This is a genomic window from Epibacterium sp. HA2-3 (genome assembly GCF_055693725.2).
Genome location: NZ_JBVFUL020000002.1, coordinates 119,844 through 144,962 on the forward strand (window position 1 = coordinate 119,844; position 25,119 = coordinate 144,962).

At 61.0% G+C, this 25,119-nt stretch carries 26 protein-coding genes; 20 read left to right on the plus strand and 6 right to left on the minus strand.

Annotated elements, in window-relative coordinates; genetic code table 11:
* Nucleotides 1-176: 176 nt before the first annotated feature.
* Nucleotides 177-827 carry a GntR family transcriptional regulator gene (locus ACZ1HH_RS15090; protein ID WP_416369559.1) on the plus strand — a complete coding sequence of 217 codons (651 nt, stop codon included), beginning with the start codon at nucleotides 177-179 and terminating at the stop codon, nucleotides 825-827.
* Here ACZ1HH_RS15090 and ACZ1HH_RS15095 read toward each other — a convergent pair.
* Nucleotides 793-1,530 carry a type 1 glutamine amidotransferase gene (locus tag ACZ1HH_RS15095; protein WP_487320492.1) on the minus strand — a complete coding sequence of 246 codons (738 nt, stop codon included), beginning with the start codon at nucleotides 1,528-1,530 and terminating at the stop codon, nucleotides 793-795. The genes ACZ1HH_RS15090 and ACZ1HH_RS15095 overlap by 35 nt on opposite strands.
* 73 nt (nucleotides 1,531-1,603) lie before the next feature.
* On the opposite strand from ACZ1HH_RS15095, the gene ACZ1HH_RS15100 reads away from it, so the two are divergent.
* The 3 genes from ACZ1HH_RS15100 (at nucleotide 1,604) to ACZ1HH_RS15110 (ending at nucleotide 5,204) form a co-directional block, all read left to right on the plus strand.
* The gene (locus ACZ1HH_RS15100) at nucleotides 1,604-2,863 is read left to right on the plus strand and encodes a cytochrome P450 (protein ID WP_472635213.1); all 1,260 of its coding nucleotides are present in this window, start codon (nucleotides 1,604-1,606) and stop codon (nucleotides 2,861-2,863) included.
* 165 nt (nucleotides 2,864-3,028) lie between these two features.
* The gene (locus ACZ1HH_RS15105) at nucleotides 3,029-4,318 is read left to right on the plus strand and encodes a type I glutamate--ammonia ligase (protein ID WP_487320493.1); all 1,290 of its coding nucleotides are present in this window, start codon (nucleotides 3,029-3,031) and stop codon (nucleotides 4,316-4,318) included.
* A gap of 139 nt (nucleotides 4,319-4,457) precedes the next feature.
* Entirely contained in the window at nucleotides 4,458-5,204 is a 747-nt protein-coding gene (locus ACZ1HH_RS15110) for an FkbM family methyltransferase (RefSeq protein ID WP_472635214.1), read from the plus strand.
* A gap of 149 nt (nucleotides 5,205-5,353) precedes the next feature.
* On the opposite strand, the gene ACZ1HH_RS15115 is transcribed toward ACZ1HH_RS15110, so the two are convergent.
* Together ACZ1HH_RS15115 and ACZ1HH_RS15120 are read right to left on the minus strand one after the other, a co-directional pair.
* A complete protein-coding gene (locus ACZ1HH_RS15115) occupies nucleotides 5,354-6,721 on the minus strand; it encodes an aspartate aminotransferase family protein (RefSeq protein ID WP_472635215.1) in 1,368 nt (455 codons plus the stop codon).
* 29 nt (nucleotides 6,722-6,750) lie between these two features.
* Nucleotides 6,751-7,530, minus strand: a complete 780-nt coding sequence (locus tag ACZ1HH_RS15120) for an IclR family transcriptional regulator (protein WP_011537322.1) — start codon at nucleotides 7,528-7,530, stop codon at nucleotides 6,751-6,753.
* A 215-nt stretch (nucleotides 7,531-7,745) separates the two neighbouring features.
* Between ACZ1HH_RS15120 and ACZ1HH_RS15125 the strand changes: the two genes are divergently transcribed.
* From ACZ1HH_RS15125 to ACZ1HH_RS15150, 6 genes are all read left to right on the plus strand, one after another.
* Nucleotides 7,746-8,690, plus strand: coding sequence for a tripartite tricarboxylate transporter substrate binding protein (locus ACZ1HH_RS15125; RefSeq protein ID WP_472635216.1), 945 nt, complete (start codon nucleotides 7,746-7,748; stop codon nucleotides 8,688-8,690).
* A 103-nt stretch (nucleotides 8,691-8,793) separates the two neighbouring features.
* Nucleotides 8,794-9,324, plus strand: a complete 531-nt coding sequence (locus ACZ1HH_RS15130; protein ID WP_472635217.1) for a tripartite tricarboxylate transporter TctB family protein — start codon at nucleotides 8,794-8,796, stop codon at nucleotides 9,322-9,324.
* A 27-nt stretch (nucleotides 9,325-9,351) separates the two neighbouring features.
* Nucleotides 9,352-10,971 carry a tripartite tricarboxylate transporter permease gene (locus tag ACZ1HH_RS15135; protein ID WP_487320494.1) on the plus strand — a complete coding sequence of 540 codons (1,620 nt, stop codon included), beginning with the start codon at nucleotides 9,352-9,354 and terminating at the stop codon, nucleotides 10,969-10,971.
* Complete coding sequence (locus ACZ1HH_RS15140; RefSeq protein WP_487320526.1) at nucleotides 10,854-12,320, plus strand: aldehyde dehydrogenase; 1,467 nt, start codon at nucleotides 10,854-10,856, stop codon at nucleotides 12,318-12,320. The genes ACZ1HH_RS15135 and ACZ1HH_RS15140 overlap by 118 nt, the downstream gene beginning before the upstream one ends.
* 101 nt (nucleotides 12,321-12,421) lie before the next feature.
* Complete coding sequence (locus ACZ1HH_RS15145) at nucleotides 12,422-13,654, plus strand: Tm-1-like ATP-binding domain-containing protein (protein ID WP_472635220.1); 1,233 nt, start codon at nucleotides 12,422-12,424, stop codon at nucleotides 13,652-13,654.
* A gap of 97 nt (nucleotides 13,655-13,751) precedes the next feature.
* Nucleotides 13,752-14,171, plus strand: a complete 420-nt coding sequence (locus tag ACZ1HH_RS15150) for a PaaI family thioesterase (RefSeq protein ID WP_168610061.1) — start codon at nucleotides 13,752-13,754, stop codon at nucleotides 14,169-14,171.
* Between the two features lie 97 nt (nucleotides 14,172-14,268).
* On the opposite strand, the gene rpe is transcribed toward ACZ1HH_RS15150, so the two are convergent.
* Nucleotides 14,269-14,949, minus strand: coding sequence for a ribulose-phosphate 3-epimerase (gene rpe / locus ACZ1HH_RS15155; protein WP_011537315.1), 681 nt, complete (start codon nucleotides 14,947-14,949; stop codon nucleotides 14,269-14,271).
* Nucleotides 14,950-15,236: 287 nt separating this feature from the next.
* On the opposite strand from rpe, the gene phnC reads away from it, so the two are divergent.
* From phnC to ACZ1HH_RS15180, 5 genes are all read left to right on the plus strand, one after another.
* Nucleotides 15,237-16,055: a phosphonate ABC transporter ATP-binding protein gene (gene phnC / locus ACZ1HH_RS15160; protein WP_011537314.1), complete on the plus strand. Its 819-nt coding sequence runs from the start codon at nucleotides 15,237-15,239 to the stop codon at nucleotides 16,053-16,055.
* Nucleotides 16,056-16,122: 67 nt separating this feature from the next.
* Complete coding sequence (phnD, locus tag ACZ1HH_RS15165) at nucleotides 16,123-17,025, plus strand: phosphonate ABC transporter substrate-binding protein (protein ID WP_472635221.1); 903 nt, start codon at nucleotides 16,123-16,125, stop codon at nucleotides 17,023-17,025.
* Nucleotides 17,026-17,136: 111 nt separating this feature from the next.
* Nucleotides 17,137-18,015 carry a phosphonate ABC transporter, permease protein PhnE gene (phnE, locus tag ACZ1HH_RS15170; protein WP_011537312.1) on the plus strand — a complete coding sequence of 293 codons (879 nt, stop codon included), beginning with the start codon at nucleotides 17,137-17,139 and terminating at the stop codon, nucleotides 18,013-18,015.
* Nucleotides 18,016-18,018: 3 nt separating this feature from the next.
* Nucleotides 18,019-19,338: a phosphonate ABC transporter, permease protein PhnE gene (gene phnE / locus ACZ1HH_RS15175; protein WP_472635222.1), complete on the plus strand. Its 1,320-nt coding sequence runs from the start codon at nucleotides 18,019-18,021 to the stop codon at nucleotides 19,336-19,338.
* Between the two features lie 149 nt (nucleotides 19,339-19,487).
* On the plus strand, nucleotides 19,488-20,102 hold the full coding sequence (locus ACZ1HH_RS15180) for an LbetaH domain-containing protein (protein WP_472635223.1): 615 nt from the start codon (nucleotides 19,488-19,490) through the stop codon (nucleotides 20,100-20,102).
* A gap of 49 nt (nucleotides 20,103-20,151) precedes the next feature.
* On the opposite strand, the gene phnF is transcribed toward ACZ1HH_RS15180, so the two are convergent.
* Entirely contained in the window at nucleotides 20,152-20,874 is a 723-nt protein-coding gene (gene phnF / locus ACZ1HH_RS15185; RefSeq protein WP_011537309.1) for a phosphonate metabolism transcriptional regulator PhnF, read from the minus strand.
* Between the two features lie 122 nt (nucleotides 20,875-20,996).
* Here phnF and phnG point away from each other — a divergent pair, with 122 nt between their 5' ends.
* From phnG to ACZ1HH_RS15200, 3 genes are read left to right on the plus strand one after another with little or no spacing between them, the layout of a single operon-like run.
* A complete protein-coding gene (gene phnG / locus ACZ1HH_RS15190) occupies nucleotides 20,997-21,449 on the plus strand; it encodes a phosphonate C-P lyase system protein PhnG (RefSeq protein WP_472635224.1) in 453 nt (150 codons plus the stop codon).
* Nucleotides 21,449-22,024, plus strand: coding sequence for a phosphonate C-P lyase system protein PhnH (gene phnH / locus ACZ1HH_RS15195; protein WP_487320495.1), 576 nt, complete (start codon nucleotides 21,449-21,451; stop codon nucleotides 22,022-22,024). The genes phnG and phnH overlap by 1 nt, the downstream gene beginning before the upstream one ends.
* Before the next feature lie 4 nt (nucleotides 22,025-22,028).
* Nucleotides 22,029-23,132 carry a carbon-phosphorus lyase complex subunit gene (locus ACZ1HH_RS15200; protein ID WP_472635621.1) on the plus strand — a complete coding sequence of 368 codons (1,104 nt, stop codon included), beginning with the start codon at nucleotides 22,029-22,031 and terminating at the stop codon, nucleotides 23,130-23,132.
* 17 nt (nucleotides 23,133-23,149) lie between these two features.
* Here ACZ1HH_RS15200 and ACZ1HH_RS15205 read toward each other — a convergent pair whose 3' ends face one another.
* Entirely contained in the window at nucleotides 23,150-23,365 is a 216-nt protein-coding gene (locus tag ACZ1HH_RS15205) for a hypothetical protein (protein ID WP_487320496.1), read from the minus strand.
* Nucleotides 23,366-23,396: 31 nt separating this feature from the next.
* Here ACZ1HH_RS15205 and ACZ1HH_RS15210 point away from each other — a divergent pair, with 31 nt between their 5' ends.
* Nucleotides 23,397-24,278, plus strand: coding sequence for an alpha-D-ribose 1-methylphosphonate 5-phosphate C-P-lyase PhnJ (locus ACZ1HH_RS15210; protein WP_416369576.1), 882 nt, complete (start codon nucleotides 23,397-23,399; stop codon nucleotides 24,276-24,278).
* A complete protein-coding gene (gene phnK, locus ACZ1HH_RS15215; RefSeq protein WP_009175801.1) occupies nucleotides 24,278-25,048 on the plus strand; it encodes a phosphonate C-P lyase system protein PhnK in 771 nt (256 codons plus the stop codon). Before ACZ1HH_RS15210 ends, phnK begins: the two co-directional genes overlap by 1 nt.
* Nucleotides 25,049-25,119: the final 71 nt, after the last annotated feature.

The window sequence follows — 25,119 nt, forward strand, 5'->3', positions numbered from 1 at the left end:
GGGCGCTTGCAGGGCAATCTACGCCCGCTAATGATTCGGCTCAAGTGAAATGTAACCGAAAAATGCACGAAATGGATATTCAGTAACGCATTCGAGATGGGCCTGCATGCCATCGCGCAGAGTTGCCAAGTCCGCCGACGCTGCCGTAAGCAGGGATCACGCAACAGGAGAACGCAATGGCGGGGCAGACGGAGACACTGATTGGCGCAATCCTTGCGGACATCGACGCTGGCCGCCTCGCGCCGGGCCAAGAGATCGACGAAGCCGCCCTGGCCTCCCATCACGGCGTCTCACGCACCCCGATCCGGGAGGCCTATATCCAACTGGAGGCTACCGGCCTGATCCGCCGACTGCCGCGCAAAGGCGCAGTTCTGTTCAAACCCACGCTCGAAGAATTCCTCGCCATCCAAGAGGTGCATGCGCAACTGGAAGGGCAGGCCGCAGGGCTTGCGGCGCGACGAATTTCGCCGGATTTGCGCGCCGAACTCGAGCGAATTGCGAAGCACTGCGAAGCCCACGCCACCTCGAAGGGCGACGCAGATCCTGATGGGTATTATCAGCTCAATCTACGTTTTCATGAAACCGTGGCGCTCGGCGCGGCCAATCCGTTCCTGGTCGAGATGATCAAGACCAATGCCCGCAAGCTCATGGCCTATTATCGTGCGCGGTATCGCTATCCTGGTGCCATCGCCCAATCCGCGCTGGAGCATCGCGAGATTGCAGAGCTGATCCTCTCGCATGATCGCAATGGGGCAGAGGCTGCGATGCGCGCGCATGTGCAGTTTGATCAGGTTACGGTGATGGATCTGCTGGCCGCCCTCGGTTAGCGCTTGCGGCCTCGAAAAACCGTGCGATCGCCTCTGCGAGTGCGGGCTGATCCACCTCTTGCGCAAGGCTCTCTTGCGCCCTTGCATAGACCTCAGGTCCCATTTGCTGCCGCAGTTCTTCGGTCAGGGCGCAGATGAACGCATGAGTCATTTCCGGGTGGTGCTGGCTGGTGGCTATGTGATCGCCAATCATAAAGCCTGTGGTATGGTCCGCGCGGGACATCAGCGGTTGCGCGCCTTTGGGCAGGGTACGGACATATTCCACATGCGACCCGTAAATGGAGACCACCTCCGGCAGATCTGAAGCCCACTCCGGGCGCGCGACCAATTGATTCTCGGTGCGGCCATGCACCCAGCCGCCGGGCAGATTGTCGACCTCTCCGCCCAAAGCCAGCGCAATCGCCTGATGCCCAAAACAGGCCCCAAAAAGCGGCAGCCGCATCGCGTGCATCTGCCGGATCACATCCAAAAGCTGTGCAACCCAAGGCGCCCCTGACCGGGTGGAAGCGGGGCTTCCGGTGATCATGGCACCATCGTAAAACCCTATGTTTTCTGGGAAAACTCCATCCTTCACTGCATAGACATCGAAGCGCCACTCTGGCCGCGCCATCTGGATCAAGGCGGTGAATTTCTCACCATCTTTCGGGTGCCTGTGGGCAAAGGCGCTTTCGTCCGTGTTGGTCATTAAAATCGCAAAGCGCATGTTCAGGCTTCCCATATGCATATTTACAGTGCTTAATAGTATACATGTGAAGCAGTCCAAAGGAAGCCCCGCCATGACGATCTGGACCCCGACCGATGACGGATATGCGGATTTGTCGAGCCATGACGCCTTTGCCAATGGCGCGCCACAGAACACCTTTGCCCGGCTCCGGCGCGATGATCCGCTGCATTGGACCGAATACAGCGATGGCGAGAATTTCTGGTCGGTTACGCGCTATGACGACATCACCAAGATGAACAAGAACACAGAGGTCTTTTCCTCGGCGCGCGGCATCCGGATGGAAGATCAGACCTACGAGGAATACCTCGCGCGGCGCACTTTTCAGGAAACCGACCCGCCCGAACATTCTCAGGTGCGCATGAAGCTCCTGAAGGCGTTCTCCAAGACCACCATGGCGCAATATGAACAGGACATTCGCGACCTTTGTGCGGAGATCCTCGACGAGGCCTTGGCAAAAGGCAGCTTTGACGCCACCAAGGAGATCGCCAGGCAGTTGCCCATGCGGATGCTCGGGCGCGTCGTCGGCTTGCCGGACGCGGATCTGCCGTGGCTGGTGGAGAAGGGGGATGCGCTCATTGCGAATACTGACCCCGATTTCACCTCGCATGTGCTGGACAAAATGGACACGGATGAATTCCGCATGATGCCCTTCAACTCTCCGGCGGGCGCAGAATTATACATCTACGCCAAGGAGTTGATGGAAGCCAAAGAGAAGGCAGGTGACACCTCCGGCGTGCTCAACATGATTCTGCAGCCGGCCCGCGACGGATCGGTCATTACCGAAACCGAGTTTCGCAATTTCTTCTGCCTCTTGGTGGCTGCGGGCAACGACACCACCCGCTATTCGATCGCCGCAGGCATTCAAGCGATGTGTCATCAGCCGGAGCTTCTGGCGCAGATGCAGGCGGGCGGGGAGATCTGGGAGACGGCGGCGGATGAGATCATCCGCTGGGCGACGCCTGCGCTCTATTTCCGCCGCACGGCGACGCAGGATGTCGAGATGCATGGCAAGACCATCCGCGAAGGCGATAAGGTGCTCTATTGGTTTGCCTCTGCCAATCGCGACGACAGCTATTTTGACGACCCGTTTCGGGTGAACCTGATGCGCAATCCCAACCGGCACCTGTCTTTCGGCCAGTTCGGCCCGCATGTCTGCCTGGGCATGTGGCTCGCACGGCTTGAGGTCACGGTTCTGTTTCAGGAACTCTCCAAGCGGATCAAATCCATCGAACCCAATGGTGCCCACAAATTCCTGCGGTCGAACTTTGTCGGCGGCATCAAGGAATTGCCCGTGCGGGTAGAAGCCGCGTAGGCTCAACAGAAGACCCGTTCGGGCGGTTGCCCGGACAGCGCCCGACTCCCCCACGGGAGGGCGCTCCGCTCCCACTCGAGGTCGGCCACTGCCCTCCGTTGGGGATCTATTTCGGTCAAGACGCACGCCAAAGATGCGCAGGCCACCAACAGGAAAGGAAGCCCCATGAAAACTCGCCTGCGCGCGTTATTCTGCGACCATCTCAGTATCATGCGCGGGAAATACCTGCCGCATTCAAAGATCGGCGACGATGAAACCCGGTTCTGCCGCTCTGTGTTTGGCACCCATTATGACCGCGACCTGCTGGACGCGCCGGGGTCGATGGTCAAACAGGGCCTACCAGACATGACACTGCGCTGGCGTCACGATGACATTCGCGACAGTTGGCACGCCTCGACCAAAATCGTCCTGGGCGATCTTTATGACGACGAGGGCGAGCTGCTGACGCTTTGTCCCAGAGGAGCGTTGAAACGCGCCGTTGCGGATTGGCAGGCAAAGGGGCTTTCTCCAAAAATTGGTATCGAGCTTGAGGCTTTTGCCCTTCAGCCCGACGAATACGGGCGGCTTGTCCCCTATGATGCGCCCGGCGGAGTGGTCTACGGCACCGGGCCGTTTGCAGATCCATTAAGGTTCAATGACCGGATCTGGGCGATGGCGGATGAGATGGGCTTCTCTCTCGACATGATTACGGCGGAGTTCGACAGCCCTCAGTTTGAATATACGCTGACCTTTGACGACGCTGTAAAGGCGGTGGATGACATCGTGCTGTTTCGCTTGATGGCGCGTGAGATCGCGCTGGAGTACGGGATCGTTCTGACGTTCATGCCCAAGCCGGTCGCGCAGGCAGGGGGGTCAGGCATGCATGTGAACCTCTCGTTCACGGATGAGGCGGGGGGAAATGCGCTTTCGTCGGGGCCTCGGGGCGGGCCGGATCACATGAATGATCTCGCGCGCGGCTGCCTTGCCGGGTTTCTGCATCATCACAAGGGCTTGGCCGGTCTGATCGCGCCCACCGCCAACAGCTACATGCGTCTGCAACCGGGGAGTCTGTCGGGCTTTTGGCAGAACTGGGGCGGCGATCATCGCAATGTCACCACTCGGATCAGCTCTGAAGGCGGGGCGAAGGCGCGGCTTGAACACCGCATGGCGGATGCCTCCTCCAATCCCTATACCACGGTGGCGGCGCTCTTGCAGGCGGCGCGCCTTGGCGTGGAGCGCGGCTATACGCTGGGACCGATGGAAACCGGCGATGGGTTTGACCGCACGGACACGCGCGAAAGCACCGCAATGACGCTCAAGGGCGCGGTCGCAGATCTGGAAAAGGATACCTCCCTTGCGGAGGCGGTGGGGCCAGATCTGGTCGCCAATCATGTCTACATGAAGCAGAAAGAGGTCCGCAAAACCCGCGACCTCGAAGGCGATGCGCTACGGGACTTCTACGTGCATTTTGTCTGACCGGAATGCTAGGCCGGATTGTCTGAACGAAGACACAGATCACCGGCATCGTGCAGGCCAATGATGGCCTGCGCTTGCTTTTTCCTGCAGGGCCACGCCAGACTGGCGCGATAATCAACTCAGGCGAAACGAGCAGAACATGTCTGAAACAGAACTGGCGTCACACAAAATGGCGTCTGATGCGCCCCCGGTTGTCTCCCAAGAGATTGCGGCCACCTGCCTTGGCGTGAAGGTGCCTCAGTCCAGTTTTTTGACGGAAACCCGGATCAAGCGGATCAACGCCGCACGCTACGAGGGACAAGAAATCGCCGGCGCGCTTCATGTGGTGTGCGAGGAGGACCGCGTGCTTGAGGTCGGCGCAGGGCTCGGGATTGTCGGTGCGGTCATCGCGGTGAACGCCAAGCCTCAAAAGGTCCTGTCGTTCGAAGCAAACCCGGAATTGGTGCCCGTGATCCACGCCCTGCATGACATGAACGATCTCGGCTCGCAGGTCGAGTTGCGCAATCAGGTCCTGTTCGCGGGCGCCGAGCGGCCACAGACGATGGCGTTTCATCTGCGCAATAGCTTCCTTGGCTCCTCGCTCCTCAATGAGGCCGGACGCCCCTCGCGGGTTGTCGAGATCCCAACGGTGGATGCGGCCGAAGTCATTGCTGAGTTCAAGCCCACCGTGCTGGTGATGGACATCGAAGGCGGCGAACTGGCGCTGCTGGAGGCGCTCGATCTCTCTGCGTTTCGCGCCATCGTGATTGAATTCCACCCCGAGGCCTATGAGGTCAAAGGCATGCGGCGCTGCAAGACCATCCTGCGCGAGGCAGGCTTTGAAAAAGTCGACGATGTTTCAACCCGCACCGTTTGGACCTGTGCGCGCAAAACAGAGACCTCCTGAGCGACGCTGACCCACTGGCACAACCGCGCCGCGTTCGCGGCATCCCCGCATGACGCGCCCCCGAAGCCAATGACTTCGGGGGCGCCATGGGGTCTGGTGGCCTCCACGCTTCAATGGAACACGGAGGCGGTCGCGTTCGGAGCCCCGGGTCAGTTCACTGCCGCAAAGCCTGCGTCGAGGGCCGACAGGATCTGCGCGGCGTCCGCCTCAGTGAGCACAAGTGGCGGCGAGAGAATGATATTCGGGCCACTCACGCGCACCATGGCTCCGTTCTGATAAGCGACTTCCTGAAGGCGGTTGATGATCTTCTTGTCCACCGCCGCCTTGGTGGCCCGGTCACTGACAAGTTCCAGCGCAGACATCAAACCATGGCCTCCCCGCACGTCTCCGATCAGGTCATAGCGGGCCGCGAGATCTTGAAGACCCTCAAAAATCTGCGTCCCCCGCGCCGCGGCATTCTCTGGCACATTCAATCGTTTGGTCTCCGCGAGGCAAGCCAGCGCCGCCGCCGCACCAACAGGGTGGCCGGAATAGGTATAGCCATGCCCAATCGCGGCCTTTCCGGTGTCGTCCTTTTCAAACACCTCCACCAGCCGCTCGGAAAGCATCAGCGCCCCAAACGGGAAATAGCCGTTGGTGATCGCCTTGGCGGTACACATCATGTCAGGCTGCACGCCCCAATGGCGCGAGCCGCTCCAGGACCCGGTGCGGCCAAAGGCGGTGATGACCTCATCTGCAATCAGCAGGATCCCATGCCTGCGACAGATCTCCGCCACGCCGGGCATGAAACTCTCGTGCGGGGGTATCACGCCGCCTGCGCCTAGAATGGGCTCCATGATGAAGGCGGCAATGGTGCCCGCGCCCTGAAAGGCGATCTCATCCTCCAGCGCCGCAAGGCACAACTGCGCCAGGCGTTCCGGATCGGTCTCGTTGAACGGATTGCGATAGGTATAGGGTGCGGGGATATGGTGACAGCCCGCCAATAGCGGCTCGTAAGCGGTGCGAAAATTGGCATTGCCATTGACCGATGCCCCGCCGAAATGGGTGCCGTGATAGCCTTTCTTGAGGCTCAGGTATTTCACCCGGGCAGGCTCTCCGCGCACCTTGTGGTATTGGCGCGCCAGCCGCAGGGCGGTTTCTACCGAATCCGAACCACCGGAGGTAAAGAACGCACGGCTCAGGCCGTCGGGCGCAAAAAAGTCTCGCAGCTCTTCTGCGAGTTGGATCACCTGATCGTTGGTGGTGCCGCGAAAGATCGAATAGTAAGGCAGAACATCGAGCTGTGCGGCGATCGCGTCTTTCACGGGCTGGCAGGAAAATCCAAGATTCACATTCCAGAGCCCGCCAACCGCGTCGACCACCTCATGCCCATCCACATCCTTGATCCGCACGCCAGAGGCACCGGTCACGATGGTGGGTGGGTTGGCAAGGCTGTCGCCGGGATGCGCCATGGGATGCCAGAGGCTGCGGGCGTTATGTTCCTTGAGGAAATTGGCGTCGGGCTGATGTGCGGTCATGATCTGTCTCCTTGTCGCGGCGCGGCAGTTCAGGCCGCGATGTCGGTGGGAAATTCCGGCGGGCAGGCGCCGCCAATTCGCTCGGTGAGGCTGAGGCCCGCCGCGCGCAGGGCGGGCGGGATCGTTCGTTTCTGATCCGGCGTCATCCGCGAGGTAGGCGCAGCCACGGCCAGAGCCCCCAAAACGGCGCGATCCGGGCCAAAGATCGGCACCGCGTGCGAATGCACCTCGGCTTCGAAACCGCCGATTGATTGCGCCAGCCCCGTGCGGCGAACCTCGGCGATCTCGGCCCGGATTGCGGCGGGATCGGTCTGGGTTTGCGGCGTGCGTGCGGTCAGGGGCGCGGCGAGCACCGCGTCCACAAAGCTCGGCTCTGAATAGGCCAGCACCGCCAGCCCCGAGGCCGTGCCGTGGAAGGTCAGGACCTCCGCGTCCTCCATCATGACCTTGGTCGCATTGCGCGAAGAATAGGCATGGCTGAGTGACGCAAGCTGCTCGCCCTGAAGGAGCGACAAATGGGTGGTCTCGCCGGTGTCCTCGGAAAGCTCTCGCAGCACCCGGCGAGAGGCCGACAGAATCGGCACGCTGGCTTCGCGCAGGGCGGCGAGCCGCAAAACCTGTGGTCCAAGCCGATACGACCGTGCGCCTTCGACCTGTTCAACAAATCCCGCTTCCTGCAGTTCGCTCATCAACCGATAGACGGTAGCCTTGTTCATTCCCGACAGTCGAGTGAGGTCACTCAGGCCGATCTCCAAGCGCCCGTGATTGAAGTAAGTCAGCAAAGTCAGAGCTTTAGATACGGTTCCCATTGATGCGCTCGGTCCTGATTTGCCTGAAACTCGACCACGCGCGATCCGGTATGATCCGGTGGCTTTCATTTTTGTTGACAGATTACCGCCGCGGCTGTCAATCTAAATTCAAACCAATGGTTCATATAACAAACCAGTCCGATGAGCCAACCGAGCGGCGGAAAACGTCGCCACTTCACCAACGGCACCGCAAATGGCGATCAGGGAGACAGCCAATGACCATGACAACTGTACTCAAGGGATGTGTGGCCGCAGCCGGCCTTGCACTGACAGCGGGGGCCGCCGCTGCGGACTACCCGGAAAAGCCCGTGAACTTTATCGTGCCATGGCCGCCGGGCGATCTTGAGGACGTCTTGACCCGCATGATCGCCGAGGACTTCCAAGAGAAATACGGCGTTGCAGCGGCCGTTGTGAACAAACCCGGCGGCGGCGGCGGACCCTTTCCCGGCGCAATCGAGGTCGCCAATGCGCCGGCTGATGGCTACACCGTTGGCTCCTTTGTGATTGGCGTCCCGGTCATGGGGCACCAGATCGACATTCCACCGCTGACACCGGCCAAATTCGACCCGCTTGGCATTTTCCTGACCTATCCCTTCGTGATCGCGACCTCGGGGGATTCGCCCTATAGCTCCATGGCGGAGCTTGCTGAATACGCACAGGACAACGAGGTGGTGCTGGGCCACTTTGGCGATGTACTGACGCCGACCCAAGTAACCAAAGCCTTTGCCAAATCCGCAGGATTTGAATGGGGCGCCGATGCAGCTTTTGATGCGCTGGATTGCAATACACTGGCCTCGGGCGATGCGGATGTGATCAACACCACGCTTCAGCTGATCCTGCCCTGCCTCGACGACATCAAGGTTCTGGTCTCGATCACCGACGACCGCATCCCGCTGGTGCCGGATGCGCCTGCCATCGGAGAGCTGAACCCGGATCTCGACATTGCACTCTGGAACGGGCTTTTTGTAACCAAGGACACGCCGCAAGACGTGCGCGACAAGATCATCGAGGTGGCGCAGGAAACCGTCTTCTCTGAACGCGCGCAGGCTGTTGCTGCAGAAACGGGTGCCTTGGTCTATTGGCAGAACGCCGATGAAAGCGCGGCCCGCGTGGCCAACGATATCGAGACCATGGCACGGATTGGCGACACCCTGGAGTAACCTCCCCGACCTTCCGCCGGTGTCGTCTTTGATGGCCCGGCGGATTTTTCGGCCGGCCACATGCCTTCCTCACCCAGACCGCATTCCCAGCCAGAGACCTTTCATGCAAAGCGAACGTGAACGCAGATTCATCGGCCCGCGCCGGGGGCAGCTTCTTTTTGTTCTGTCCTTCCTGGCCTTGGCCGTACTGCTTTTGTCCCAGATCGGGACCCAAACCGCATGGGTCAGGAAGACCGACTTTTTCGCGCAGCCCCGGTTCTGGCCCGCTGTGGGCGTTGGCGGCATGGTGGTCTTTACCGCATTGCACCTGTGGAGACTGCCGTTTCGCCGCATTGACCGCAGTGATCTGCGCGAAGCTCAGCGTTGGGCTGCCGCTCTGGAGTATATGCTCTGGTTCATGGGGTATGTCGTGCTTGTGCCGCTTGCTGGCTATCTGCCGGTGACGCTGGTGTTCGTGCCGCTGCTCGCCTGGCGGATGGGCTATCGCAGCCCGCAGATGATGGCGATCAGCGCCGGGTTTGCGGTGTTCATCGTCCTCTTTTTCAAAGGTGTCCTCGCCGTGCGCATCCCCGGCGCCGCCCTTTATGAATATCTTCCCGATGCATGGCGCAGCTTTGCCATCCTCTATCTCTAAGGCCCTGTTCCAGAAAGACCCGCGCGCATGGACCTGATCCTCTCCGCCCTTGATATCCTGATGCGCTGGGACGTGGCGCTGGCGCTGCTGGCAGGCTCTGTTGGCGGGGTGCTGATCGGGGCAATCCCCGGCGTTGGCCCTGCCGTTGCCATCGCGATCCTGCTACCTGCGACCTTTTCGCTCGATCCGATCGTGGGGCTCACGGTGCTCTTGGGGATCTATGGGTCCTCCATGTATGGCGGTGCGATCCCGGCGATCCTGATCAATACGCCCGGCACTGCGGTCAACGCGCTGACGACCTATGACGGCTACCCGATGACGGCCCGCGGCGAGCCTCGGCGCGCCCTTAGCCTTGCCTATTCCGCGAGCTTCTTTGGCGGCATCTTTTCGGTGATCTGTCTGATCCTCTTTGCGCCCGTGCTGGCCAAGGTGGCGCCGCTCTTTGGCGCGCGCGAAATTTTTCTCGCAGCCCTTCTCGGACTCATTCTGGTGGTGGTCGCACACCGGGGCCAAGCCCTGATAGCCGGGGCGCTCGCGTGCCTTGGGATCTTTCTCAATACGATCGGCATGGAGCCGGTGAAATACACCCAACGCTACACCTTTGGAACGGATGCGCTGGGGTCAGGCATCAATCTCATCGTGGTGGTGCTGGGGCTTTTTGCGATCTCGCAGGCCTTTATCCTCTTGACCGACGAGGATGAGAAAATCCGCCTCACCAAGCTGCGCGGTGGCATGTTTCAAGGTCTGCGCGAGCTGGCGCGCCACCCGCGGGTGGCGTCTGTTTCGGCGGGCTTTGGCGTGGTGATGGGAATGATCCCGGGCGTGGGTGAGTTCACGGCGCAGTTCATGTCCTATACCTACGCGCAAAAGACCTCAAAACGGCCGCAGGATTTTGGCAATGGCTCCTCTGAGGGGCTGATCGCTGCCGAAACCGCCAATAACGCCGTGCCCGCTGCTGCCATGGTGCCGCTTCTCGCGCTTGGCATTCCGGGCGAGGCGCTGACAGCGATGATGCTTTCCGTCTTTTACGTCCACAACGTCGTGCCGGGGCCGGGGCTGTTCCAAAACCAGATGGATTTTGTCGTCGCGCTTTATCTGGCGCTCTTGATCCTCAATGTGCTTGTGCTTGTCTTTCTGCTGGCGGCCACCAAATCGCTGGTTCAAGTGGTGCGCATTCCCAACCGCTTCCTGGGTGTCGGCATTCTCACGCTCAGCTTTGTGGGGGTCTATTCGCTGCGCAACTCGGTCACCGATTGCTTCATGGCAGCCGGGTTTGGGCTCTTTGGCTTTATCCTCAAGCGGTTGCAGCTGCCCGCCGTACCGATCATCCTCGGCATGGTTCTGGGCGGCATCATGGAAGTGAAACTGCGCGCCGCCATGGCACGGGTAAAGACTCCCTTTGATTTCATTGATCGCCCGGTGGCGTTCATCCTGTTTTCCCTCATCTTGATCGTGCTTGCGGCGCATCTCTTTCGCATCGTGAAAGAGGCGCGCGAGCTGAAGGAGGCCGAATGGCAAACCAAGACCTCATCAACACGCTTCGGAGCACTGCTGTTGCGCCGCAGAACCTCTTTCTTGAAGGAACATGGCAAGAAGGTTCGGGCGCGCCATGCGAGACTACTTCGCCGATTGACGGATCTGTTCTGACCACATTGGCGACTGCTACGGCGAAGGATGTCGACCGCGCGGTGGTCTCGGCCCGGCGCGCTTTTGACGACGGTCGCTGGTCAGGGCTGGCCCCGGCGGCGCGCAAAAAGGTTCTGCACCGAATTGCCGACAAGATCGAGGCCGAGGCGCTGGCGCTCACGGTGCTTGGCGTGCGTGACAATGGTACCGAGTTCAATATGGCGTTGAAGGCCGAGGCCGGATCTGCTGCCGGGACTTTCCGCTACTACGCCGAGGCGCTGGACAAAGTCGCAGGCGAGGTCGCGCCCACCGCGCCGGACGTTCTGGGACTCGTGCATCGCGCGCCCGTTGGTGTCGTGGGCGCAATCGTGCCGTGGAACTTTCCGCTGATGATCGGCGCTTGGAAGCTCGCGCCCGCTCTCGCGATGGGCAATTCCGTGGTGCTGAAGCCGGCTGAGACTGCCTCGCTGTCGCTGCTACGTCTTGCTGAGATCTGCGCAGACTGCGGCCTGCCGGATGGGGTGTTGAATGTTGTGACCGGGCCGGGAGCCGTGACTGGGGCCGCCCTATCGGAGCATAAGGATGTGGACGTGATGGTCTTTACCGGCTCCGGCGCGACGGGGCGGCGCCTGCTGGAGGCCTCGGCGCGGTCCAACCTCAAGCGCTGCTATCTCGAGCTGGGAGGCAAGTCCCCCAATATCGTTTTTTCCGATGCAAAGGATCTCGATCACGTGGCCAAGGTCTCGGCGATGGGGATTTTCCGCAATTCCGGTCAGGTCTGTGTCGCAGGATCGCGCCTTTTGGTGGAGGCCTCCATCCACGATGAATTTGTGGCCCGGGTCGTGGCCCATGCACAGGCGCTTCGGGTTGGCGACCCCCTGGATATGAACACTCAGATTGGCGCCGTGAATTCAGAGACCCAGCTTGCAGCAAACCTTGCCCACGTGGAGCGTGCCGCCGCCCAAGGGGGCGAGGTGCTCTGCGGGGGCGGTCGCATCCTCTCCGAGACGGGTGGAACCTATATGGCGCCGACCGTTGTGGCGGGTGTCACGCAGGACGCGGACCTCTTTCAAAAGGAGGTGTTTGGTCCGGTGCTCTCGGTCACGGCGTTTGAGACCGAAGACGAAGCACTTCGGCTTGCCAATGCCACCGACTATGGGCTTGCAGCAGGGGTCTGGACGCAGGATCTGTCGCGCGCGCATCGCTGCGTGACCGGTATCCGCGCAGGCGTCGTGCATGTGAACACATATGGCGGGGCTGATAATACGGTGCCTTTGGGCGGGGTTGGCCAATCCGGCAATGGTCACGACAAATCCCTGCATGCGCTCGAGAAATACGTCGATCTGAAAACGGCCTGGATTCAGCTTTGAAAGGAGCGCGGCCCTGGCTCTGCCCGGGCCGCGCGGCCTCCGGCGAGGATATTTGGAAGAAGATGAAGACGGGCGCGCGACGCGCCTGAGGGGAGGATGAGATGAGCGGTGAAAAGACGATCCTTGTGGCCGGGACCTGGGATACCAAGGATGATGAGCTGTCTTATTTATCGGAAGTGATCCGGGGGCAGGGCGGTCAGGTGCTCAGCATGGATGTGAGTGTGTTGGGCGAGCCCAAACTGCCCACGGATGTCTCAAAACACGACGTTGCCGAGGCGGCGGGCAGTTCCATTCAGAGGGCGATCGACAGCGGAGATGAAAACACCGCGATGCAAATCATGGGGGCGGGCTCGGCCAGGCTTGCGCTGGATCTGTGGCGCGCGGGGCGCATCCATGGCGTGATCGTGCTCGGGGGCACCATGGGCACCGATCTTGCGCTCGACCTCTGTGCTGCGTTGCCTTTGGGGGTGCCCAAATATGTCGTCTCGACCGTGGCATTCTCGCCGTTGCTGCCACCGGAGCGCATCCCGGCGGATCTGCAGATGATCCTTTGGGCCGGGGGGCTCTATGGATTGAACGACATCTGCAAAGCATCGCTCAGTCAGGCTGCGGGTGCCGTTCTGGGCGCCGCGCGCGCGGTGGAGGCGCCCAGTTTTGAGCGCCCGATGGTGGGCATGACCTCCTTTGGAAAGACCGTGTTGCGCTACATGGTGACGCTGAAACCAGAGCTTGAGACGCGCGGATTTGATGTGGCGGTCTTTCATGCCACCGGCATGGGCGGGCGCGCCTTTGAGAGCCTTGCGGGGGAGGGCGCTTTTGCGGCGGTGATGGATTTTGCCCCTCAAGAAGTGAGCAATCATCTCTTTGGCGGCTTGTCGGCGGGCGAGGGGCGCATGACACACGCCGGGCGTGCAGGTGTGCCGCAACTGATTGCGCCGGGATGCTATGACCTTGTGGATTTTGTCGGCTGGCAGAGCGCGCCGGAGCAACTGCGCGGACGGGAGTGCCACGCCCATAACCGCTTGCTGACGTCGGCCATGCTTGATGCGCGAGAACGACAGCGCGTCGCGCAAGAGATGTGCAACAAGCTTGCCCGGGCCACAGCACCAGTCACGGTGTTCTTGCCCCGCGCGGGCTGCAACGAATGGGACCGCGCCGGCGGCGATCTGCATGATGCGGAAGGGCTTCGGGCCTTTTGCGATGAGATGCGTCGCGGTGTTCCGGAGAACGCGCAACTGCAGGAGCTCGACTGCCACATCAATGACGCCGAATTCACCAATGCGGTGCTGGCACAGTTTGATGCCTGGATCAAAGAGGGCGTGATCGTGCGCTGACGAGTGGATGCGGGTCTTGCCCCAACGCGGGCTGGACCTTTGACGGGCTTCACGTCACTGTCGCCGCGATTACGCAAGAATGATGAAGGATGCGGCGATGACGTCAGACTCTGAGGCGCAAGAGGTAGAAGTAGTCTCTGACCCCGGATGTCAGCAAATGGTGGGCTATCAAACTGAGTTCGATGCCGCCGGGACCTGTCGCGTTACGCTGGATCTTGAGGCGCGGCATCTCAATCGGCATCGGATTTTGCACGGCGGCATGGTTGCGACGCTGATGGATGTGGCCTGCGGCCATACGGCGGGACGCTATTTTGATCCCGAAGGCAACGCGTCGGTTGTGACTGTTGCGCTCAATCTGTCTTATATCGCGTCGACGTCCGCGGGGCAGGTGGTTGCCACCGCACGCAACACTGGTGGTGGGAAAAGCACGGCACATGTGATGGGAGAACTGCACGACGCCGAGGGGCAGCTTTTGGCAACAGCGACCGCGATTTTCCGACGGATCACCCCGCGCTGACCGCCACACTGATCTGCAGAGTAAGAAGGTCCGGCGCAGCCCGATCGACTGGGCGGCACCCCCGGCGGCCTAATGGCGCCGAGGGCACGCGATAGGATCAGGCGTTTGCAGCGGCGCGGATCTTGCGGATGTTTTCGCCGTAGACCTCGGGGGCCTCGACAGATCCGCCACGGAACACCGCAGAGCCTGCCACCAGGACGTCAGCACCGGCCTCGACCACAAGGGGCGCTGTGGTCGGGTCAACGCCACCGTCGATTTCAATATGTACCGGGCGGTCGCCGATCATCTCGCGCAGGCTGCGGATCTTGGCAGTCATGTCGATAAACTTTTGGCCGCCAAAGCCCGGATTCACGGTCATGACGCAAATGAGATCGGTCAAATCCAGGAGATGTGCCACCGCCTCGGCCGGCGTGCCGGGATTCAGCGCCACACCGGCCTTCATGCCAGCCGCACGGATGGCTTGCAGCGTGCGGTGGATATGCGGCCCGGCCTCGACATGCGCGGTGAGCACATCGGCGCCCGCATCCGCGTAAGCGTCGATATAGGGATCGACCGGCGCAATCATCAGATGCACGTCCATCACGGTTTTGACGTGCGGGCGGAAGGCTTTGACCGCTGCGGGGCCAAAGGTGAGGTTCGGCACAAAGTGGCCATCCATCACATCCACATGCACCCAATCCGCGCCCTGGGCTTCGATGGCCTGAATTTCCTGGCCAAAGTTGGCGAAGTCCGCGGAAAGAATGGAAGGGGCGATCTTGATGGAGCGATCAAAGGACATCAGCAGGGTTCCTTGGCACATAGAGGCAGAGACAGGATGAGTCTTGAGTTTCTGCGCGCCGTATAGCCTGTCTCAGTCTGGCTGCACAGGGTCACATTGGCCTTTGGCCTCGGGCGGAGCGGCAAAATTCTCTGATCGAACGCGAATATTGTCGCCATGGCCCTCTGAGCGCAGCGTGCCAGAGCCACGCGGCAGAAATCGAGGGCAGTTACAAAAGTTTTACAGCACCGACACAAATGATTTGAGCCAATTGCGTACATCACCGCGGAACCAAAGGGGGCCGCCAAGTGCTGCGCATCAACAAACTGACCAAGAGATTCGGCGACAAGACAGCGGTTGAGACCGCGACGCTCGACATCGACAAACCCTGCATGCTGGGCATCATCGGACGCTCGGGCGCAGGCAAATCCACCCTGCTGCGGATGATCAACCGCCTGGGCGACGCCACCGAGGGCTCGATCAGCTTTGAGGGGCGCGAAATCACCACCCTCAAGGGCAAGGACAAACGCGCCTGGCAGTCTGAATGCGCGATGATCTTTCAGCAGTTCAACCTGGTGCCGCGCATGGATGTGGTTTCCAACGTGCTGCACGGGACGCTCAATCGCCGCTCAACACTGGCGACCGTGTTCAACCTTTATCCGATGGCGGACATCCACAAGGCGATTGAGATCCTCGACCGTCTTGGCATTGCCGAGCACGCCCCCAAGCGTGCCGAAGCACTCTCGGGTGGACAGCAGCAGCGCGTGGCCATTGCCCGCGCCCTGATGCAGGACCCCAAGATCATTCTCGCGGACGAGCCGATCGCCTCGCTGGACCCGATGAATGCGCAGACCGTGATGGAGGCTCTGCGCCGCATCCACGAAGAAGACGGTCGCACCGTCATCGCAAACCTGCACACGCTGGATACTGCGCGCCGCTACTGCGACCGCGTGGTGGGCATGCGCGACGGGCGCATCGTCTTTGACGGCCTGCCCGAGCAACTCACCACCGGCGTCGCCCGCGAGATCTATGGCGCTGGCGCCGATTTCTCTGAGGCCGCGACCTCGACAGCAATCGAAACGCTGGAGCAAACCGACGCCGTCCGCACGGCAGAGGCCTACGTCTAGTCCCGACCCCTTTCATCACCCCGGGGCCGGTAGGGCCTCGGGCCAACCAAAACCGGAGTATTCCACGATGAAACACCTGATCCTTGCCGCACTGGCCTCCACCGCCCTGACCACCCCGGTCCTGGCAGATAACATCTCTGAATTCCGCATCGGCATCCTGGGCGGTGAGAACGCTCAGGACCGTCTGAACTCCAACGAGTGCCTGCGCGCCAAAACCGAAGAGCTCTTGGGCGTTGAAACCAAACTCTTTGCGCCTGCCGACTACAACGGCGTGATCCAGGGTCTGCTGGGCGGCACCATCGATATGGCCTGGCTGGGCGCTTCCGGCTACGCCAAGACCTATCTCTCCGACCCCGAAGCGGTTGAACCGGTTCTGGTCAAAGTAAACGTCGATGGCGGCTACGGCTACTACTCGGTTGGTTTTGCCCGCAAGGACAGCAACATCAACGCCCTTGAGGACGTGAAAGGCAAGGTCTTTGGTTTTGGTGATCCGAACTCCACCTCCGGCTACCTGATCCCCTCCATCGAGATCCCGCAGGCGACCGGCTCCACCATGCAGTCCGGCGACTACTTCGGTGAGGTGAAGTTCACCGGTGGTCACGAGCAGACCATCGTTGCGGTTGCAAACGGCGACATCGACGCCGGTGTGACCTGGGCCGACGGTCTGGGCAACTGGGAAGATGGCTATAACTCCGGCGCGCTGCGCAAGGCCGTGGACGCGGGACTCGTCGACATGAACGATCTGGTCCAGATCTGGCAGTCCAAGCCGATCCCCGAAGGCCCGGTTGTTCTGCGCAAAGCGCTGCCCGAGGACGTCAAAGTGAAGATGACCGCGCTGATGGCGTCGATGCCGGCAATGGACTACGACTGCTACTACTCTGTTGCAGCGGGCGACTCCAAAGGCTTCCAGCCGATCTCGCATGAAGCCTATGAGGTCATCATCGAAGCACGCAAGCTGAAGTCCAACTAAGCGTCGACACTCACCTTTGTGGGGTTCGGGCCAATGCCCGGACCCCACATGCGTGGCCCTTTTGCGCCTTCTGGTACCGCTGGCCACACCCCATGACTCAGGAAGAATTCAATGGCTGATCTGACCGCTCAGGCCCCCGGATCGGTGGCTGAGATCAAGGCGCAATACGCCGATCTCACCCGTCGCAAGCGCATCTATGGCGGGGTGCTTCTGGCCCTCTTCATCGCGCTTATGGTGGCGGGGTTTCGCACCGCCGATGACCGCAACGCAGGCTCGTTTGCAGATGGGTATCAGCGCATCTTTGACTACCCCGCCGAAGTGCTCTCTGAAGCGGTGGAGAAAATCGCCGAGCTTCCGGCCCATGTGGTGCACTTTCTGCCCGCACTGATCGAGACCTTGAATATTGCCGGGGCCTCCACGCTCATCGGTGCAATCTTCGGCACGCTTTTGTCCCTGCTTTCCACCCGGGGCATGGCGCCTTGGCCCGCGCTCATTCCACTGTTTCGCCGTATCATGGACATTTGCCGCGCGATCCCGGAAATCGTGATCGCCCTGGTGCTGATTTTCCTTTTGGGTGGTGGCCCGGTGCCAGCGATGATCGCTATCGCGATCCACACGGCGGGCGCCTTGGGCAAGCTGTTCTCCGAAGTAAATGAAAACGCCTCGCTCAAGCCTGTCGAGGGCCTCAATTCGACCGGGGCCTCCTGGGCACAACGCATGTGGCTTGGGGTGATCCCGCAGGTGGGGCCAAACTATGTGTCTTATGCGCTCCTGCGGTTTGAGATCAACATTCGCGCCTCCGCGATCCTCGGCTTCGTGGGCGCAGGCGGGATTGGCTACGAGCTCAAGAATTCGATGTCCTGGGGACAGGGCAAATATGACGAAGCTGCCGCGATCTTTATCTTGCTTTTTGTGACCATCGTGGTGGTGGACCAGATCTCTGGCACGCTGCGTGACCGTTTGACCCACGGCAACCGGAAAGGGGCCTGAGATATGACCACCCTCGTCCTCAACACCGCGCCGCTCAAAGGGCAGATGGACAAGCTGTTTTTCAAGAAACGGTTGATGAACTTCGGCATTCCGGCCCTCATCCTCGCCTATCTCACCTATGTGTTCTTTGCGTTTGACGTGCCGGGCCTGTGGGAACGTGCCTCTATGGACAATGCCCGCACGCTGGTGTCCGACACCTATAGCTACAAGACCCATGTGACCCGCGACAATCGCACAGGCGATGTGACCTACGCGGTTGAGGGGGAGCGCAAAGGCGAATACCCCGAAGGCATGAGCCCCGAATGGGTCACGCCGGGGGCAACCACGGTGATCGACCTCACAGGTGGCCATGTGGTGCGCTTTGGCCCCGAGACAATCGAATATGATATTCCGGGCTATGGTCTCGTGACCGCCACGCCCTCGCGCAGCCAAGGTGTACAGGCCGTCCTGCCCGAAGGCGACGTGCCCGAATGGATCAACCTCTCGAAGAACCGTCTGGCGATCACCACCGATGCGGGGCGTCTGACCGTGACCCGCAACCGCGCCGAGGTTTTCCGCTATTTCTATGGCTGGGAGCTGTTCTTCTTCACGCTCGACAGCCCCTATCACGGCATGGGTCCGCTAGAGCTTGTGGGGCACGCAGTGTCTGGCGAGGCAGGCGCGATCTGGAACGACTTCTGGACCAACAAGATGTGGCGGCACAGCGATGTGGCCTGGGCCATCGGTGAGACGATTCTGATGGCCTTCCTTGGCACCTTTGGTGCGGGTCTGGTGGCTCTGCCGCTGGCCTTTCTGGGGACGCGGAATTTCATGCCCGTGCGGGTCATCCGCTTTGCCACTAGGCGTGTCTTTGACTTTGTGCGCGGTGTCGACTCGCTCATCTGGACCGTTGTTCTGGCCCGTGCCTTTGGTCCTGGTCCGCTCACCGGCGCGCTTGCGATCCTGATCACGGACACCGGCACCTTCGGCAAAATCTTCTCCGAAGCCCTCGAAAACGTGGATGAAAAACAGATCGAGGGCGTGGCCTCCACCGGTGCAAAACCGGTCCAGCGCTACCGCTTTGGGGTGATCCCGCAGATTACGCCGGTTCTGCTGTCGCAGCTTTTATACTTCCTTGAATCAAACACCCGCTCGGCCACCATTATCGGTGCCATCACCGGCGGCGGGATCGGTCTCTTGCTCACACAGGCGATCATCACCCAAAAGGACTGGGAAGAGGTCTCCTATTACATCGTTCTGATCATCCTCATGGTGATGGTGATGGATTGGTTCTCGGGTTGGCTGCGCAAGCGCCTGATCCGCGGCGATGAGGGTGGTCATTGACCTCTTGGACGACCCGGATGGGTTACGAAGCAAGGTGCCTTTCACGCGGGTGAGAGGCGCCTGTGTCACAACCGCCGCCCGTTGGACGAGGTCGTTCGTTCAACACAAACTACCACAAACGTCTAGTTGTATATTCCAAAGGTGCGCAAATGCCCAAACTCTCAGCCACAGAGCCCTACGTTCACCCGGGCTGTAGTCTCACCAACAGCACCTTTGGGGCTTGGGTTGAAATCGGGGCCAATACCCGTGTCGCCAACAGCGCATTTGGCGACTACAGCTATTGCGACCGGATGTGCGACATCGCCAACGCACAGATTGGCAAATTTGCAAATATCGCAAGCTGCGTGCGGATCGGCGCGACAGATCATCCAATGGAGAAGGCCTCTCTGCACCATTTCCTCTATCGCTCGGCAAGCTACTGGGACGATGCCGAGGATGACGCGGATTGGTTTGCTCATCGCAAAAGCCGACGCGCAGAGATCGGACACGACACCTGGATTGGCCATGGCGCGTTGATCAAGCCCGAGGTCACAATCGGTCACGGCGCCGTAGTGGCCGCTGGTACAGTTGTCACAAAGGACGTGGCCCCCTACACAATCGTCGGCGGCAACACAGCAAAGCTGATCCGGCGACGCTACACAGAACCCGTTGCAGAACGGATGATCGCGCTGGCGTGGTGGGACTGGGATCACGCGACCTTGCGTGCAGCGCTCGCGGATTTTCGCGCCTTGCCCGCTGAGGCATTTCTCGAAAAATACGAATAATCGCAAACGCTTGAGTACGTGACGCGCGCCCCAGGGCGCGCGCTCTGGCTCAGTCGTCGCCAACTGTCAGCGTCACCCGGTCTCCTGCAAACCATGTGCGGCCGAACTCGATCGGCACACCGTTGAGGTCGTCCGAGATCCCGGTGGTGCGCAGGATCGGCGCGCCTTCAGACGTGCGCAGATGTAGCGCCTGGGTGGCGGTCGCGAGCTTTGCCGTTATGCGGGTTTCGCGACGGGTATAATCTTCTACGCCGCAGGCCTTGAGCGCTGCCGTGATCGAGTCATGTGACTGAAGCGCGTCGATGATGCCGGGCAGGCGGTCTGCCGGAAACAACGTCCGCGCCAGCGCAACCGGATGATCGTCCGCATAGGACAGACCTTCATAAACCACCACCGGGTCGCCCGGTTCCAGCTCCAGCACATCGGCCTCCCTTGCGTCGGCCGCAAGCGTCTCGAGACGCAGAACTTTCTTGCTTGGCACGCGCCCTGCGCGCCGGATGTTCTGGTGAAACCTGATGCGTTTTCCAACCGGGTAGTCGGTGGGTTTTGCGGCCACAAACACCCCGGCGCCGCGCCGCGCGTGGACCAGCCCCTGTTCCGACATATCCGCGAGCGCCCGCCGCACCGTGTGACGGTTGACGCCAAAGCGCTCCGCGAGCTGCGCCTCTGCCGGCAGCTTCGCCCCGCGGTCATAGCGCCCTTGCGCGATGTCATCGGTCAAGGTGATTGCAATCGACTTCCAGACCGGGGTGCGGGAAGCGGCTTTGGTCATGCTATTTCCTTCGTCATGAAAGCTTCACAAGAGAGCGGCTTGCGCGCAGCAAGGCGACTCGGGTAGTATTTGTCTAGTTGTATAGGACATGTAGACTAATCTGCCAAGAGGCGACACCAGACATGACACAAGAGAGAACGCCCGAGGACCGCAAGGCCTGGATGAGCCTGCTGGCCACCGCGCCCGAGGCTCGGCTTGCCAGCCTGTTCGAGGCCTTCGGGCATAGCCCCGAGCATGCTTTTCTACGCGCGCCCGAAACCGGCGGTGTGATGGTCCGCGGGCGCACCGGCGCAAGCGGCGCACCCTTTAACCTCGGCGAGATGACCGTCACCCGCTGCACGCTCAAACTCGTATCTGGCGAAGTGGGGCATGGCTATGTTCAGGGTCGCAGCAAGCGGCAAGCGGAGCTGGCCGCCAAACTGGACGCGATGATGCAAACAGAGGCCGCCCGAGAGCTCGAGGACAAGATCCTGACGCCCCTGCGCACGGAGCGTGACGCGGCCCGAGAGGCCCGCGCTGCCAAAGCCGCCGCGACCAAGGTGGACTTCTTTACGATGGTGCGAGGAGAGGACTGATGCCCGACACCGAGATTTATACAGGCGGTTTCGCCGATCCGGCAGTGGCCTCGGCCCATGCGTTTCGTGCCGCGATGGACGTTATGGCGCGCCCAGGCGAGATCCGCGAAATCACCGGTGGCAGCGCCCCCGAAGGCCTGAGCCCAGCCGCAGCAAGCCTGATCCTGACACTGGCAGACCCCGAGACAGGTCTGTTTCTGGCGCCGGACGTGGACAGCGCGGCCCTGCGCGGCTGGATCACCTTTCATACCGGCGCGCCGATCGTACCCGCAGCCAAGGCCGATTTTGCCGTGGGGGGCTGGGACGCGCTAATGCCGCTTGAGCAATATCGCATTGGCACTTCGGAATACCCGGACCGCTCCGCGACGCTCATTGTTGAGAGCCCCGCGTTTGAGCCCCCAAATGCCACGCTCAGGGGGCCCGGCATCAAGGAATACGCGCAGATGTATCTGCCCGATGTGGCTCTGATGCAGCGCAACGCCATGCTCTACCCGCTCGGGGTAGATGTATTTTTCACCTCCGGGTCCGAGATTGCCGCTCTGCCGCGCTCGACCCAGATTCAACCGGGGGGCTAAGCAGATGTACGTAGCCGTAAAAGGCGGTGAGCGGGCGATTGACAATGCCCATGCCTGGCTCGCCGAAGAACGCCGGGGCGATCAGAGCATCGCTGAGCTGTCCCTCGCGCAGATCCGCGAACAGCTGAAGCTGGCGGTGAACCGCGTGATGGCCGAGGGTTCGCTATATGATCCCGATCTGGCTGCACTGGCGATCAAACAGTCGCGGGGCGACTTGATCGAGGCGATCTTTTTGATGCGGGCTTATCGCACCACCTTGCCCCGGTTTGGGAATTCCAAGCCGGTGGAGACAGCCGATATGGCCTGTGATCGTCGCATCTCCGCGACCTTCAAGGATGTGCCGGGCGGGCAGGTCCTGGGGCCGACTTTTGACTACACGCACCGTTTGCTGGACTTCAAACTCGCCGCCGAAGGCGAGGTGCCCGAGGCACCTGCTGCGGAGCCGCGCCTAGAGCCGACGCCGCATGTGACGTCCTTCCTGCGCGGTGAGGATATCATCCAGACCGAAGAGGACTCTGACGCAACGCCCAAGGACATCACCCGAGAGCCGATGTCCTTTCCGGCGGATCGCGCCACCCGCTTGCAGACGCTGACCCGGGGCGATGAGGGCTTTGTGCTGGGCATGGCTTATTCCACCCAACGCGGCTACGCGCGCAACCACGCCTTTGTGGGCGAATTGCGGATCGGCACCGTTGCGGTTGAGATGGACATCCCAGAACTGGGCTTTGCCATTGAAATCGGCGAGGTGGAGCTCACGGAATGCGAGACGGTGAACCAGTTCAAAGGCTCCAAGACCGAGCCGCCACAGTTCACCCGTGGTTATGGTTTGGTGTTTGGTCAGACAGAGCGCAAGGCGATCTCCATGGCGCTGGTGGATCGCGCATTGCGCTGGAAAGAGCTGGGCGAAGACGACCTCGGCGCTGCTGCGCAGGATGAGGAATTTGTCCTCAGCCACTGCGACAACATCCAGGCGACCGGCTTCCTCGAACATATCAAACTGCCGCATTACGTGGATTTCCAGTCCGAACTGGAACTGGTGCGCAAGCTGCGCCGCGAGGCGGAGGCCGCGCGTGCCGCAGCGGAGCAAGCGCGGGAGGCGGCGGAATGAACCTGTCACACACGTTTTCAGTTTTGGTTTCTCAGCTCTTCCCACCATTTGCCACCGGGGCGGGCAGGATGCGCAGTCGATCGGTTTTCAGAACCATCAAAATCCACCCAGACCCATGTGCCATCAGGCTCTCGTTTGAGGCTGTCTCTACGACGCTTATGGCGGCGGTAATTCCAAAAAGCAAAGCCCAGAAAAAACAGTATCGACAGCCAAGTTATCAGCGAGTCGGGCATCATTCTTGTTCCTTGTCCGTCGGAGAAAACCATGTCTGACTACAACTTTGCATACCTCGACGAGCAGACCAAGCGGATGATCCGCCGGGCGATCCTCAAGGGGCTGGCCATACCCGGCTATCAGGTGCCCTTTGCCAGCCGCGAAATGCCGATGCCCTATGGCTGGGGCACCGGCGGCGTGCAGGTCTCTGCCGCGGCGCTCACACCCGATGACACCTTCAAGGTCATTGATCAGGGCGCAGATGACACCACCAACGCGGTCTCGATCCGCAAGTTCTTTGAACGCACCGCAGGTGTCGCCACCACCGAGGAAACCGAACAGGCCTCGATCATTCAGACCCGCCACCGGATCCCGGAGGCCGATCTGCGCGAGGACCAGATCCTTGTGTATCAGGTGCCGATCCCGGAACCTCTGCGCTTTTTGGAACCGCGCGAGACCGAGACCCGCAAAATGCACGCCCTTGAGGAATACGGCCTCATGCATGTGAAGCTCTATGAAGACATCAGCCAACATGGTGCCATTGCCACCTCCTACGCCTATCCGGTGAAGGTGGAAGGGCGCTACGTGATGGACCCGTCTCCCATTCCGAAATTCGACAACCCCAAGATGGAAATGGCCGCGATCCAGCTCTTTGGCGCAGGACGCGAACAACGGATCTACGCGGTTCCGCCCTACACCAAAGTGGTCTCTCTGGATTTTGAGGACTACCCGTTCGAGGCCACCAAGGCCGACCACCCCTGCGACCTCTGCGCGGCAGAGGACAGCTATCTCGACGAGGTCATCGTGGACGATCAGGGCGGGCGGATGTTCGTCTGCTCCGACACCGATTATTGCCGTTCCCGGCGCGAGGCAGGCCATGTGGGCCGGCTCGGTCAGAACGCTCCTCTCACCACCGGACCGGAGGCCGCGTGATGCATCCCCTTCTGAAAGTCAACAATATCAAAAAGATGTATGGCCATCGCATCGGCTGTACGGATGTCTCCTTTGATCTTTATCCGGGCGAAGTCATGGGCATCGTGGGCGAGTCGGGCTCCGGCAAGTCCACCTTGCTGAACTGCCTTGCAGGTCATCTGGACACCGACGGCGGCGAGGTGATCTTTGACACCCGGGATCGTGGTCCCGTCGATACGCTCACCATGTCCGAACCCGAGCGCCGTATGCTGGGGCGCACCGACTGGGCCTTTGTGCATCAGCACGCCCGCGAGGGCCTGCGCATGTCGGTCTCGGCAGGCGGTAACATTGGCGAGCGTCTGATGGCCGTGGGAGACCGTCACTATGGTAACATCCGCGACCGCGCCGTCGACTGGCTCGACCGGGTGGAGATTGACGAGAGCCGGGTAGATGATCGCCCCACGGCCTTCTCGGGCGGCATGCAGCAACGTTTGCAGATCGCGCGCAATCTGGTGACCGGCCCGCGTTTGGTGTTCATGGACGAACCCACCGGGGGCTTGGATGTCTCGGTACAGGCGCGGCTTCTGGACCTCTTGCGTGGTTTGGTGCGTGAAATGGGGCTCTCGGCGATCATCGTCACCCACGACCTCGCCGTGGTGCGCCTGCTGGCGGATCGCCTTATGGTTATGAAGTCCGGCCACGTCGTGGAAACCGGCCTCACCGATCAGGTGCTGGATGATCCGCAACACGCCTACACGCAACTTCTGGTCTCCTCCGTGTTGCAGGTGTGACCAAGGCCTCTGGCGCGCGCATGGGATCTGTGCGCGACAGGCTTCTCTTTATTTGTTGGAAAGGCTGGCTA